Below are 14,080 nucleotides of genomic sequence, written 5' to 3' on the forward strand. Positions count from 1 at the left end.
ACTCAGAAGACACCAACACCACCTATGCGCCTGGTGGTACCCCGTTCCGAATCTTTCGCCTACGTTCTCCCCACAAAAGCGCTGCGGCAGGGAATAACATCACGACCGTCAGCAGAATAGAGTCCTTGAGTTCAGCCCGCGCTGGAATACGAGAAACGATGGAGGCTATCACTCGCACGTTATCGGTTGTCAACCATCCATTCCGTAGTCCATCCACTATAACGTGTGTTGTGCCCAGAGGAGACGGAAATGACGAAGCATACCCTTCGTTTCCAATCACCAGGTGGAGAGAATTAGAAGGCCGCCTAGGAAGTCCTATTGCATATACAGACGGAACCTCACCGACTGAGCGCGCTATGAAGTTTGCATATTGAGTAACCGTTTGCGTACCGATCGTAGGTGCATCGGCATAGACGAAAAGAGAAATGGATTGAGCACCGGAGTCGGGTGTCACAATCGACGTATTCGAGCGCCAGGTAGCTCCCGGCGACACTACGGATGACGAGATAGCTTGAACAGAGGCACACCGTCCGATCGGCTCCTCCCAGAGGCAAATACGTGGAAGACTTCCCGAAAGCGATCGGGCCGTATACCGAAGGAAAATATTGCCGCCGTGCCAATTAAGTAATGTAGATTCACAAGCTGCGTCAATGGAAGCATAAAGGGTGAGGGCGGGCAATCCATTGGGTGTTTGATTCCTTACTACGTGTGCACCTAGTTGTTGAGCTGAGCGAACTGGCAGGAAATTGTCACAATTTCCCACCTTTCCCCATTCTCCACTTCTAAAGTCCCCGTTGGAGATCAGAGATTCTCCAAGCGGATACGAAACTGTAGCAGTTCGTTGACCGTGATTCAGCGCCGATATGTTCACGTTAGGAGAAGCAGCACGGGGCAGAGTTCCTACCAAGAGGGGCTTAAACGTCCACTCAGTTGGGCTAGGGAGTACGATCCTTCCGACCAAGTCCGACGATGTTACGACGTCCGAAGAAAGCGGAGGGAACTTCACGATTACGTCATGTCCAACGAGTGGCGACGAATTCACTAAAGCAATGTGTCTTGGCAACAAAGCTAATAACGCAAGATCAGGGGACGCAGATGAAATTGTAGCGAACCCAGTCGCAGGCTGGTCGAATGAATTGCTCAACCCATAAATTGAAAGCTGCCCAAAACGACGAATCAGGTGCATTGCAGGATCGTTTGCCAAAGCTGAGTTGAGTGCTCCTGGAGAAGAAATATTCCGACCGGAAAAATGACTTTCTATGTCACCTCTTACGAGAACGTTCGGAGTACCAACGGCCAAGAGGATACGAGCCGCTTCAGACCAATTATGAGCCAAGAGAGCAGAATTCTCGACCTTCACCGCGCTCAGAAGTTCGTTTGAAACGCTGAAGTACCCTTGCCCGCTCGGAACAATGACGTGCCTATCTAAAAGATTCACAATAAACCCATCATTTCCATAATACCACGTATAAGGCATTTGATAGAAATCGTCCGGAGGAAGAACTAGGAGGGAGCCTCTGGGTGCTGCCTTTGAATTCAAATAGGAAGCAGCCGTTTCCCAATATTTAGGGACAGCGACATGTGTCGATGGGAAACCCTGCCTAGGACCAGGCACAACAGAACCTGTCCACAGGGGGAAAGCCGACAATAATGCGACTATCACTGCTCCAATAGCAAACCAAGGTACGACAGATACTTGGAAATAACGTCTCCCAACCGTACTCCAATGAACAGGCAGTGCACGTACAGGAGCATAAGTTCGATCTATGAGAATGCCAATCAAAAGCGCATATCCCAGTGCTGCGACGAGCAAGAACCTGCCAGGCTCCCGAAGAAGCCATCCGTATGGAAGATGGTAAAGAGGGTCAAAGAGTATAGAGCCAGGCGGCCGAGTACCATTGCTAAGAAAAATAAGGCCAAGCACGGAAATCGCGAGTAAGCCTCCCAATCGAGTCAACTGCAAAACACCTAACCGGTCTCCAACTTTACGGCGCAAAGCGAGCTGCAAAAATGCCAAGCAAGGGATCAATGACCGAAGGAGCGATAGCGGGACATTCCTAAACAGATGGGAGTACGGAAAGTACGCGCTGTAACTCCACGCCCATGAAGTATTGAGCCAGAACGCATTTGCCAGAGTCGAACGAGACTCAGTAAAAGCCCATGCCGACAGCCCCGAAAGACCTCCTACATTAATCGACGAAGTCGATAATAAAGCAGGGATTAGCCAGTACGACGACGCCGCTCCAGCAAAAAATCCCGCAACAAGAAGACCAAATAAAGCTTTCGCCGCAGCTGAGCGGCCGAAGCGTACCCAGACCAAAAGCGGCGTCGCCATAAGAGTAAGTCCCAACATACCAACCAACGGTGGATTGGCGTAAGTAAATCCAATCAGCGGAGAAGCAATAAGAAAAGCCAAGATGAGTTGCCATCGCCTAAATGATCCTCGTCCGTAGGCAATTACAATGGCGGGAAGCCCTGCAGTCAAGACCATCGCAACAAGAAATACGACATTAATCCCAACCAGAGTCAGCGTCAGCGGGTTGAAGAAGTAAAAAATCGCAACAACCACTCCGGCCAACGGTGACATCCCTAGGCTCCGGGCAAGGCCCGAAGCAGCTACCATAATTCCTGCAACAAGAAGTGAGAGTCCTATTCGCTGAGCCAACGCCCCTGAACCGCCAGCTAGGTGCACAATCTTAAAGAGTGCAGCGTAGGGAAGCTGGTTTTGATTGGAAACTGGTCCGCCGAGGTTACTTCCTGACCAGCCGTAAGTATCAAAAATACGCCCAATCCAAGCCGTACCGATTGGCGGCGATATATCCCCTCCTGCAATCACAGTTCCCGCACGAAACCAGGCTTGGCTTATTATCAGACCAAAACCAGCCAGTCCCACAAAAGTCCAGCGCCAGGGGAGCGCTCGAGCTTGACTCTGAGGTAGCGAAATCTCTGAGGTTGGAACTTTATCAAGATTTGTTCTTCGAGCCACCAAGAGAACGGCCGAAACCAGCAGAGCAAAGAACCCCAAATCCGAAAGCGCATACTGTATCGGTCCGGATCGGAGTTGCTCAGAAATCACGATCGCAACAAGGCCAACAGCTCCGATAATCCGTCGAAAATAATCCTTATTTTCAACCAACCTAGCCCTAGGAGATTCCGGACTAATATCTATTGAAGTCTGGGTCGTACTCAACCATTGCCCCTAGCAAGGCGCCTCTTAACGACCTGAAGTGACACCGATAGCTTCCTGAATTGATGTATCGAAATCGCCACCAAGACGGCAAATGCTTCACCGATCTTTAGCGCAAGTAGTCCCAACCCTAGAAGAGAAGTGTAGGTACTTGGCTCCTTCAACCACGGTCGCCGCGAAGCCGTGACTATGCCAGAAGCACCATGCTTGGACGCATAACGCAACAGGCCGACCCCATAGTACGCCTTTTTCTTACAGGCATCGAAATATCGAACTCGCCCTTCGTCATGAAGAATTACAGTTTCCACTCTCGAGCGTGGTCCCTCGGAGTACGATCTAAGACCAAGGTCCCAATCCTCCGGGCCTGTCAACGATTCATCAAATCCCCCTACTAAGTCAAAGACATCCTTTCGATAAAATCTTGGTGCTTCGATGGCATCGTTCCCCAAATAGAAGCTACGTTCGTACTCCCTGACCTCCGTCCAATAGCCCTGGCCGATGGTTCGTTCCGGTACGGTCACGCTTACCGCACCTTTGCCGACTTCGATCAGCACTTTCTCAACGAGATCTGAGGGACAAATCATATCCGAGTCAATAAAACCCAAAATCTCCGCAGGTGCAGCAGATGCTCCAATATTTCGTTGAGCAGAACGTTCTGGTCCGCTATCGATGACGACATCTGCAAGCTCCAATGCAATATGCCGACTCGAGTCTAACGAAAAATTATCCACTACCACCAGCGTACAAGGGTTACTTTGATGGCGAATGGACTCCAGACAAGCTCGCAAAGTCCGCTCAGAATTACGAGTAGGGACAACGATCGTAACTTTTTCAACCACCTGGTCTCCTAGTCCTACTGATTTATCAAAGATCCAAAGAGATTGTTGCAACCGACCTTCGTTCATCAGATCATCAATATACCTTACTCCTTCGCAGAACGGGGCTTAGCAGGGCCTTGCTTACGAATTTTGTATTTCAGGAAAAGTAGCAGTAGCAAAATACTGGTCCTGATAGTCGACGATTGTTGAATTGTGTGTAAGCGCTGCGCGCTTATGCAAATTTCAATAGCCGTCCTTGAACAAATTGGCCGTACTATGAAGTAATCAAAGGGTTAAAGAGTTCACAATCGTCCAAAAATTACCCCAAAGTCGCTAGATCTTGCAACTACTCCGAACTTTATTCAAAATTGGTGAAATTACTACCAATTGGGCCTAGGAATTCAGCTATGTTGAAATCTGCATTGTTAAGCGGAGTGCCGTGTCGCGTTTGGTGAGTAGTTCCAATTTGTTATAATCAAGTGGTGAGTGGGGCCAATCCAGTCAAGCATTTCCAGGCAGCTTAGAATGTGTGAAGGAACTAATTTATTGGAAGGCTCCGTCGCTAATCCAACGGTGAGAAACTGTCCGCTTCAGGTTTCTGCTGCAACTCAACTAGAGCACCCTCACTATTGGCTAAAATCATTTCAGCCACCTTTGACCATTCGACAACACCATCGACGAAGACATTCTGGGCGCAATTTTCGTCGAAATAATGCCCAATTTTCATTGCTAGATCTGTCGTCTTCGGTTCAATTTGAAGACCACCAGAAGCAGCAATAGAATCCCTCAAGCCCGCCACATCGTAGCCGATAGAAACAGTTCCGACGGATGCCGCCTCTGTTACCACGAGCCCCCAGCCTTCCCTCACTGACGTTACTAAAAGTGCGTGTGCCCGACCCATAAGTTCGAACTTCTCCTCCTCGCTAACGCGACCATGAAATACAACATCCTCGGAAGCCCGTCGACGAAGTCGGCTCTCCATCGGCCCCGTTCCAACAACCCACATCTTCGCGGAAGGAATATCCCTCTTAACCCTCTCAAAAGCCGCAATAGCATGATCCGGCCTTTTATTTTTGGACAAACGCCCAACATAGATCAACGTTGGGACTTCTTCTTTCTCAAAGAGCTTGGGACTCACCCGCAACAAGTCCGAGCCTTCTGGCACCACAACAACATTTCGAAGCCCATACTCTTCAAGTGATTCCTTGGAAGATTCCGAAACCGTTATCGTCAAAACATCTCTATAGCTCGACAACCATTTTGGCTCTAAAATATATCGACCCACGGAGGAAATGGGGAATGGGTACTCATAACCCCACACTTCCTTACAAACTTGGTGTATCAAAGCCATAATTGGCACATTCTTTACAAATTTTGGCGTCATGAATGGACGTGTATTTACTTCGTCGATCACCAGATCAAAGTTACCGATACCCTCATTCAACCAAAAGCGTCGTGCCTCTCGATACACACTGTGCTTAGTTCCCCGACGCACAATGTTGTATCCGCCAGCAGCAAGATCATGCTCTAGCAGATCTTCAACAGCCGCACAAAATAGAGTTACATCATGGCCCATCTTGACCCACTCAGTCGCAACGCGGTCGGTATAAACCTCCGCGCCACCACTTCGAGGATTTGATAAGTCTTTCCAATTGAAAATAAGAACCCGCACGAATTAAGCCTCCGAAGGCATGATCAGTTGAGAATTTGATGATTCTCGATAAATTAATCCACGTTCCACTTGGTCGTAGTAGCGGACGAAATGAAGTCGATAGAAAATGCCCAGCGTGTCGAGTAGCATTCCTTTGACCGCACTCAAAGAAACGGTCGACGATATACGATCCCTAATGACGACAGGCATATCAGCCACATTGACGAATCCCAGTGTTTTCGCAACGACGAACATCTCTAGGTCGAATGAAAAACGCTTCTCTACCATGAGGGGGAGCACCGCTTCAACAACCTCACGCCGCGCAAACTTGATGCCAGTCTGAGTGTCAGGAACCGATATCTGGAAAAGAGCTCTAACTAGCTGTTGATATCCCCACGAATAGATTCGCCTTATTGGGGGATAAACAACCTGTGAATCCGTATGTCTTTTATTGCCGACTACAAAATCTACATCTGAGCTTCGCATTACTTCGACGAAATTTAATACCAATTCGGCTGGTATATCGCCATCTGCATCAATAAACCCTAGGTATTTTCCGACACCTCTCGACAGGCCAGCACGCAACGCATCGCCCTTGCCACAGTTCTTTACAAATTCAACAATCCGGACATTATCCAATGCGAGATCAGAGAGCGCTCTACAAGAACCATCTGTAGAACCATCAGACACCGCGATGATCTCAAACGATACTTCCGCACCTACGAGAACATTGACGAGCTCCGAAACGTGAGTAACGAGTGCGTTTCCTGGATTGTAAAAAGGAACCACAATGGATAGGTCGATCTCCGACGAATTGCTCAATGGGGCAGGAAATTCCTGCGTATCAGGATCCACCTTCAAAGGGGACGACAACATTGCGTGGATCAAAGGTACGAACATCGCGCCAAGAACAACAAGGGATACAATAAAAACCCCAAGCGCCAGGGAAGTCATTGTGGGCTTCACAAAGAACTGCAACAAAACATTTAGAGGAATCGCCGCCCAGGGAAGCAAGGCAAGGAGTGAACGTCGAGCTATAAACGTATAACTCAACAAGCCAATTACACCTAAGATGGCTGCCTCAAACGCCAGTAGGCGTAGTGCGGTCGTACCTACAAGAAATTGGTGACCAAACAAAACACCCAGAACCAACGACGGAAGCATGAAGATGACCAAGGCGGTTGCGAATCCCACCAAACTGACACCTACGAGCGCCCATCTAATCGCCCTACGTGCATCATGAGTATCTCCGCTTCCCCCCGTTATTCGAGGTAGGGCCACCATGGCGATTGCACCTGGCGCAAAGAGGGCAATTCGACTCGCAGTTGACGAAGCGGCATAGATTCCCGCTGTGTGGCTACCAAGGTAATGCCTCGCAAGAAAAGAGTCAACGCTTGCCATAGCCCAATAACCAGCTAGTGCTCCAATTGAAAGAAGTGCATCGACGACCGAAACCCTCAACTTAACGCCACTCTTTTTTCTCATCGAAACAGAGAGAACTGGTACGAGCAAAATTAACGTCAGCAAGGTTTGGCCAAGCACACTCGAGAACAAGGCGCCATCTAAGCCAAAGCCAAAGTGTACGAGCAGAACCCCAAAAAAGAGTCGACCGATAATCGTGCCGAGAAAATTAGCGGCTGCTACCCATCCAAACCGATTTTGCCCAATCATGACACCTTGTAAAGTGGCACCTAGAACACTCGGAGCCAACGAGGAGAGTGTCAAGAGCATCGGAAACAACGTTCCAATTTGGAGGTACCTATTAAAGATTGGCGCTCCTAGCGCTAAGACTAAGACCGAAACAATTCCAAGTGCAATTGACTTCAGAAGAAGAGGATTCGGGTTGAAGTCTTCTCCAGCGCGCACAGCCTTTGACACTCTTGAGGTCACTGCGACTTGCAGAGCACCAATTGGGACACTCAAAACTAAGGTCACATTTAGTAAGGCACCTAAGATGCTGTAATTAGATGGACCGATAGATCTGCTTATAACAGCGTGAAAGATAAAATTTGAAAGACCCACGGCGCCTGAGGCCGCAAAGAATGCCAAAGCACCCTTGTCTACGGTACGTAATCGGTTTAGGATAACCAATACATCCACTCCACTTTGGGAACAAAGATCTGAGGGTCCTTTTGTGAACCGTCTCAGGTAAGAATTAAGTTGTGATTCAGCATCGCTGAAATTAGCTGGCTTGGCATACGCCTCCTGCGGAAACGTATGCCAAGCAAACCGAAAAGCTAGTCAGCTATACCGACAACTGGAGAGTTAAGCTTGGTTCCGCCTTCGGAACCTGCATAAGGTGCATCACCAAAGGAGAAGATGCCGCCATCAGATCCGACGAGCCAGTAGCCCATTCCGTCTGAAGTTGGCAAAATCCCTTTTACGGGTGCATTCAAAGTCTTACCACCCATTGAACCGAAGTAGCCGGCATCACCAAAGGTAAATACACCACCGTCGGAAGCTACGAGCCAGTAGCCCTTGCCATCTGGGGTAGCTGCAATGCCTACGACTGGATTATTGAGCTTCGTGCCGCCCATTGAGCCCATGAATGGTGCATCAAAGGAGAAGACACCACCGTCGGAAGCTACGAGCCAATAACCGCCTGTGGCTGGATCGCTTACCATTCCAACGATCGGCTTATTGAGCGAAACGCCGCCCAATGAACCGTGAAATGCTGCGTCACCAAAGGAAAATACGCCACCGTCGGAAGCTACGAGCCAGTAACCCTTGCCGTCTTGAGTAGGTGCAAATCCTACGATTGGCTTATTGAGCATTTGACCGCCCATTGAGCCATAAAAACCAGCGTTACCAAAGGTAAATACGCCACCGTCAGAAGCCGCGAGCCAATATCCATTACCAGCAGAATTGGTCGTGGTCGAGAGTGTATCAGCCCCACCTACAACCGGCTTATTGAGCATTTTGCCGCCCATTGAGCCATAAAAACCAGCGTTACCAAAGGTAAATACGCCTCCGTCAGAGCCAAACAAACGATATGAAACCGTACTTTGCGTTGGAGCAGGTGGCGTTGCCGTCGTTCCATAACCATATGGCGAGCCGTATCCAAAGAAGGTAGGCGTAGCGGAAAATGCCCCTGTGAATATCAGCGAAGCACCGCTACCAATAACTAATGCTCCTCCAGCAATCGATAGCGCCACGTTTCGCTTTAGCAACTTGATCATACTATTGAACAAACGGTCCTCCCATTAACAAACGTCCGAGGGACAAATTTTCCCAAGAAACCAAAGACTGACCTTATACTAGCGACAAAACGCCTTTGCAACGTCCTAATTAGTCAGCAAATATATTTTAAAAAAGTAAACATTACACATCAATATGATTACATAATAAAACTTATGATCGCTCCTTTACGTTGGATCGAACAATGGGCGGGGCCCACCAACAAAGGCTTTACCTTAAACAATTAACCGCTATCTACAGTCGTCTACCTTTTAGGTAGCTTGAAGCCTCTTGGGCAACTGAAACAGCTGATGCGGGTTCCGAAAATCTGATCACACAATCCACACCTTCCGCCCGCGATGTCAAGACGGACCTCTAGAATTCCCCATTTACTCCAGCTGGTGGCCTTTGAGAGTGGAACTAACTTATTTTTCCAAAAACACTATCGCTCCTGACGTGGATAAACGGCTTAAGGCAATTATTTACGACGCCACTGAAGGCACCTACCTATTATCGACTGAATTCCTTCAAAGATTTAGCAAAGCCTTTCCTTATCTTTTGTTACAACCATCTACCAAAGTGATGAATCAGACGTCGAGCACTTCTTGATACTTCCATACTTGAAAATCGTCTGAATACACGAAATATTGATCATGACTAAAGGAAATGTTGACATTCGAAGAACCTTTCAACGGCCTAAAGTAAGTTCTCATTAGCAACTAACTTTGAAATGAAATAGAAACCTAAAAGAGGTCCTTCGATATTGACCGATTCGAAATCAAACCCACCCAAATACGCCATTTCACTACACGTGGATGGATAGGACGCCCCTCGACAATTAGCATTGGGCACAAATGACTCCCGATTTACAAGACATGAACCAAATTGACAGGGAAAAAAGACGGTTTTCCGATTATGTACTCGAAGGAAGCGGCGACAAGGGCATCGCACTCATAACTGCTCTTTTGCTTTTTATCCTCTTCGATGCACCCCTCTGGTTGCATTCGAACCTATTCTTGCTCGATTGGGTACTTCCAAAAAGACAGCCATTACTAGACCCGACACTCCTTGGCCTGAATACAACGGGCATTTCCAGCGGTGCGGTGTTTTCCACGCTCATAAAGGTAGTTCAAATCTTCGCTGGAGGCTACACGACGGATCTGGTCCTCTTAACCACTTTCATCTGCGGATCCTTAGGAATTTTTAAACTCATCAGCACTCGCTCGCCTTCAGCGAAGATAGCTGCCACAACCCTATTCCTCTATAACCCGTTTGTCTTTGATCGCCTTTACGTAGGGCAACTCTCGCTTCTTGTTGGATATTCACTTCTGCCGCTATCGTTTGTCTATTTGAAGTCAATCACCGACAAAAGGGGGTGGCTGAGGTTCGGAGTCGTATGGTCAATTATGATTCTTGCAAGTCCTCACTACTTTTGGATCGTTGGCATAGTCGTACTCGTCTTCATGATTGCGAGCATCAAAAGAGGCGAAGTCATCGTTGGCACTTTAAAGGCTGGGGTTTTTGTAGCCGCCTCGATGGTCTATCAGTTGATTACCGTCCTTATAAGTGGTGCAAACGGCGTCGTCACATCCGCAAATCTATCGGCGTATAGAACTTCCGGTTCGACCTGGTATGGCGCATTAGGCAACCTAATAGGACTCTATGGTTTTTGGCGGCGCGGCCCAAAACTCGCCCGAGATATCATCGTTGGCTGGCCGCTTATTCTCGTCTGCATCTTATCCATCGCGGCGTTAGGCATCTCTGTAATATTTGCGAAGAGAAAGTCGATCGATGATGGCAGGCCAAACCATGTAAATGTGCCAAACTACCGTTTCGAAAAAATCCTCCTACTATCATCGCTCTTTGCTATCGTGCTGGCTCTCGGGTCACAAGGTCCTTCAAAGCCGCTCTTCGACACGCTCTTTCGCTATGTTCCAACGTTTGGAGCAATGCGCGAAGCGCAAAAGTTCGATGTCATATGGGCGGTAACTTTGGCCTACTTCTTCGGTATCGGAGTCGATACACTGCTCCTGCGATACGAAGGTAAACACCGTTTCAAAGTAGCAATCGCAATTATTGCCGTCGCACTCCCCTTTGCATATGAACCAGTTGAACCATTCGCCCTAAATGGACAGATTGCATCTTCCAACTTTCCTTCCGATTGGTCGTCCGCTTACAACATTGTTTCAAAGGGAAGCGGCTATTCGTTGTGCCTACCATGGCACCTATACGAAGAATTCAAATTCAGCGGTGGGCGTGTGATAGCAAATCCGTGCGCCAACTACTTTGGGCCAAATACAATCTCGAGCCAAGACGCCGAGTTACCCGGCCTTCTTACTACTAACACCACCTACTACTACGCCTACCTCAACTACCTAATTACCAAAAGCAACTACTTCGCCAACTTCGGTGAAACCCTAAATTCGCTTGGAATCCAATTTGTGATTTTATTCAAGACGGCTGACTTCAAGAACTACTCCTGGCTCAATCACCAATCCGATATGAAACTAGTCTTTGATGGCCCCACGATAGAGATCTACAAGAACCTTGACTTTCAAACGAGCCGCCCCGTAGTCAAAGAGCCCGTCACTGTTAGTTCGTGGGGCTCACTCATCTCCATGGAGCAGACCCAACGCCTTGCCAATACTGTGACTGTGACATCGAGGTTTGAATCTGGTCCAATTACCCCACCAAAATCACCAACCAATCCACAAGTCGTTGGTCGGGCAAAGGTGCGGATCGACCCATACGGTTCAATCTCAGTATCGTCTTCGTCCAACGGATATGTTGAAGTGCCGTTGCCTTGGATAAGGGGTTGGACGTATCAAAACAATGAAGTGCTACCCTCGGCAAGTGGCCAGATCTACCTCTACGTTCACGCCGGTATCTCCTATATAACGTTCAAACCTAAGCACCTGTCACTGATCGGCGATGCAATTTCACTGATAACGTTTGCTTTCGGAGTTCTCTACTTAGTTGCGGATCGTCCGTTTAGGAAGAGACAAACTATTTCATCTGAAATACCGCAACCGAACTAATCTTCAAGTAAGTGGACCTCCCAAGCAAACTTTCGATATTCGACTATGTACCCCCAGTTCATAGAGGTGAAATTTGTCTATCGGATACTTCCAAATGGACGGCATTAGTCATTCGGCCGCGAAAGGAGTTCCGTACTGCGGGGATCCGATAGATCACTTTTTGCACAGGATCGGCAAGAGAAGAGACTTTTAGGTGATAGGTGGCGTCCGATACTTAGGTTAGAACGATGGCATTGCGCATATGGATTGAAAGTTTCCTCTTTGAGCGCGAACCACCTTCTCGTGTCGTCCCTTCGTCGCGCGGTTAACTCGGTTGCAAACAGCAGGCGATCGGCCACAGGCCACGGATCGAGATGAGGTGATATGTCTCTGTTTGCCTTGAAAGCAAGATGGTAGAGAGCGCTCTCACTCAGTCCAAGACGCCCTATGGCGCCCCAAATGGGTCTTGCCACTTTTGCAAGCGTCAATCGGTTTCTCATTGACAGCGACTTCGCTATGGGTAGTTTCGATCACACAGCACTCAGGATCTTCTTAAAAGGCAACGGGGTTATCTATCGACCCCAGAGGACTTCTTCGCCGCAACGTAGCTGATAACCTTGTCGAAACGCTCTCCCTTGATTATCTATCCGTGGTTTTCGTGACATATGAAGACAATCGCGTAGCTTGGCGCCACACTTGAGTACTCGGACATGGTCCGCCTTCGCCTATCATTAACTAATGGATTACTAGAGGTGACGCTTCTTTGGATTGGTGCATCTAGCGTCACGTATTATTCGCGGAATCTCAAAGAGACTGGCAATTCATTGCCGTCTCTTTCGCTTCTCTTCCTTCGCCCTTGTTGGAGTACCGCGGTGGCGTACCGGTGGCTTCAATCTGCTTGAGCGATCCATGCGAATCTGCAGCCTCTGTTATTTCGGCGAGGCAAGACGATCTTCAATAAAGTGGCTTCTTATTGCTCAATCAATGAAGAACTAAAACCCTATTATCTCGAAGCATTGCAATATTGGCTTTTAGAGACATTGATCTGCACGTGACAATGGTCGGGGCAACTTCGCCAAATAGCATTCTGACTTCCAGATCGATAAGGCAATTCAACGCATCGTCAAGACTTCTCGATTCAGAGGTGTCTCTTTCGAAGGCCACTGAATCTACGAGAATCTCCAACCATCTAACACGGGGCAAAGCGACACCAAAACACAACTCTAAGTCCCTCTCTTTGGCGTGGCAGTATCTGACGAGAAGGTTTGCTTTGTCACCGCCTTTGCAAGCTAAGTACCCATGATGATGTTAGCTATTACATTTGGACTTTCGATGGACTACGAAGTATTCCTGATCTCACGGGTAAAGGAAGCCTATCTCTCGGGTATGGATGCAGACGACGCCGTCGCAAGTGGCCTCTCGGCTACCGCTAGGGTTATTTCGTCTGCCGCCGCGATCATGATATCTGTTTTCTTTGCCTTTATTGGATCAACAGCGCCTGTCATCAAAATGCTCGGCCTTGGCCTTGGCGTTAGCGTATTGATAGACGCTACGATTATCCGCCTCACCTTAGTACCAGCAGTAATGACACTTCTAGGAAAGAGGGCATGGTACATGCCAAGGTGGCTCGATCGTATCGTCCCATCGATCTCTGTGGAATAGAGTTTTGTCCAGCCACTAATAACGGCTTCTCTGTTGAATCGAGGGTTCAATTCGAACGAGGCAACCCTCGAGTTACGAATGATGAAGCAATTGATCGTGCCACCTCAATCAAAGATGGCCATGAAGGACTCCATGGTTAATGAAGGCGATTTCATTAAGGTCGCAAAAGAGGTCGGCGCACAAGGTGGTGTTTTCAAAACGACCTCTGGTTTGATTGAAAGATTCAGTCACTCGCGAGTAACCGAGATCCCACTCACAGAATCATCAGTAGTCGGATTTGGAGTTGGAATTGGCGTAGAACCCTACGGTAAAAAGCCGATAGTGGCCTACTTCAGGTATAACTGTCTACGGTCGGAGTACCTCTGAAACTCAACCCTATAGGTAACTTCGATCAGACGAAGGTCGGAACGGGAAACAAAATGCAGTTAAACAGACCGATGGCCGAACCAAAAGTAGCTAAATATTCGACAGACAATCAACCCTTTATGAACCCAACTACAAAAAACTAGTATCTAGCTTCATCGAAAATCACCACGAAATCCACCAGCGATAAACAATGCTCACCATG

The 14,080-nt window shown here is 48.2% G+C and carries 7 protein-coding genes and 1 pseudogene; 3 read left to right on the forward strand and 5 right to left on the reverse strand.

From position 1 onward, the window contains the following. Positions 1 to 22: 22 nt before the first annotated feature. From ACIDITHRIX25_RS91170 to ACIDITHRIX25_RS91190, 5 genes are all read right to left on the reverse strand, one after another. The gene (locus tag ACIDITHRIX25_RS91170; RefSeq protein WP_201732696.1) at positions 23 to 3,190 is read right to left on the reverse strand and encodes an alpha-(1->3)-arabinofuranosyltransferase domain-containing protein; all 3,168 of its coding nucleotides are present in this window, start codon (positions 3,188 to 3,190) and stop codon (positions 23 to 25) included. Further along, a complete protein-coding gene (locus ACIDITHRIX25_RS91175) occupies positions 3,187 to 4,026 on the reverse strand; it encodes a glycosyltransferase family 2 protein (RefSeq protein ID WP_201732697.1) in 840 nt (279 codons plus the stop codon). The genes ACIDITHRIX25_RS91170 and ACIDITHRIX25_RS91175 overlap by 4 nt, the downstream gene beginning before the upstream one ends. Before the next feature lie 541 nt (positions 4,027 to 4,567). Continuing rightward, on the reverse strand, positions 4,568 to 5,677 hold the full coding sequence (locus ACIDITHRIX25_RS91180; protein WP_201732698.1) for a glycosyltransferase family 4 protein: 1,110 nt from the start codon (positions 5,675 to 5,677) through the stop codon (positions 4,568 to 4,570). A gap of 3 nt (positions 5,678 to 5,680) precedes the next feature. Next, positions 5,681 to 7,747: a glycosyltransferase gene (locus ACIDITHRIX25_RS91185; protein ID WP_201732699.1), complete on the reverse strand. Its 2,067-nt coding sequence runs from the start codon at positions 7,745 to 7,747 to the stop codon at positions 5,681 to 5,683. 146 nt (positions 7,748 to 7,893) lie between these two features. Then, positions 7,894 to 8,847, reverse strand: coding sequence for a ligand-binding sensor domain-containing protein (locus tag ACIDITHRIX25_RS91190; RefSeq protein WP_201732700.1), 954 nt, complete (start codon positions 8,845 to 8,847; stop codon positions 7,894 to 7,896). Between the two features lie 840 nt (positions 8,848 to 9,687). Here ACIDITHRIX25_RS91190 and ACIDITHRIX25_RS91195 point away from each other — a divergent pair. The 3 genes and pseudogenes from ACIDITHRIX25_RS91195 (at position 9,688) to ACIDITHRIX25_RS91205 (ending at position 13,878) form a co-directional block, all read left to right on the forward strand. Next, the gene (locus ACIDITHRIX25_RS91195) at positions 9,688 to 11,871 is read left to right on the forward strand and encodes a hypothetical protein (protein ID WP_213333410.1); all 2,184 of its coding nucleotides are present in this window, start codon (positions 9,688 to 9,690) and stop codon (positions 11,869 to 11,871) included. Between the two features lie 1,272 nt (positions 11,872 to 13,143). After that, positions 13,144 to 13,512, forward strand: a pseudogene (locus ACIDITHRIX25_RS91200) (MMPL family transporter); the annotation flags it as partial. Positions 13,513 to 13,644: 132 nt separating this feature from the next. After that, complete coding sequence (locus tag ACIDITHRIX25_RS91205) at positions 13,645 to 13,878, forward strand: hypothetical protein (protein ID WP_201732703.1); 234 nt, start codon at positions 13,645 to 13,647, stop codon at positions 13,876 to 13,878. The last annotated feature ends 202 nt before the right edge of the window (positions 13,879 to 14,080 follow it).

The organism is Acidithrix sp. C25, assembly GCF_904848545.2.

What these genes read in the sequence shown, in the direction of transcription:
- ACIDITHRIX25_RS91195 (WP_213333410.1), top strand. Translation starts at nt 9,688, where the DNA reads ATGACTCCCGATTTACAAGACATGAACCAAATTGACAGGGAAAAAAGA.
- ACIDITHRIX25_RS91205 (WP_201732703.1), top strand. Translation starts at nt 13,645, where the DNA reads ATGGTTAATGAAGGCGATTTCATTAAGGTCGCAAAAGAGGTCGGCGCA.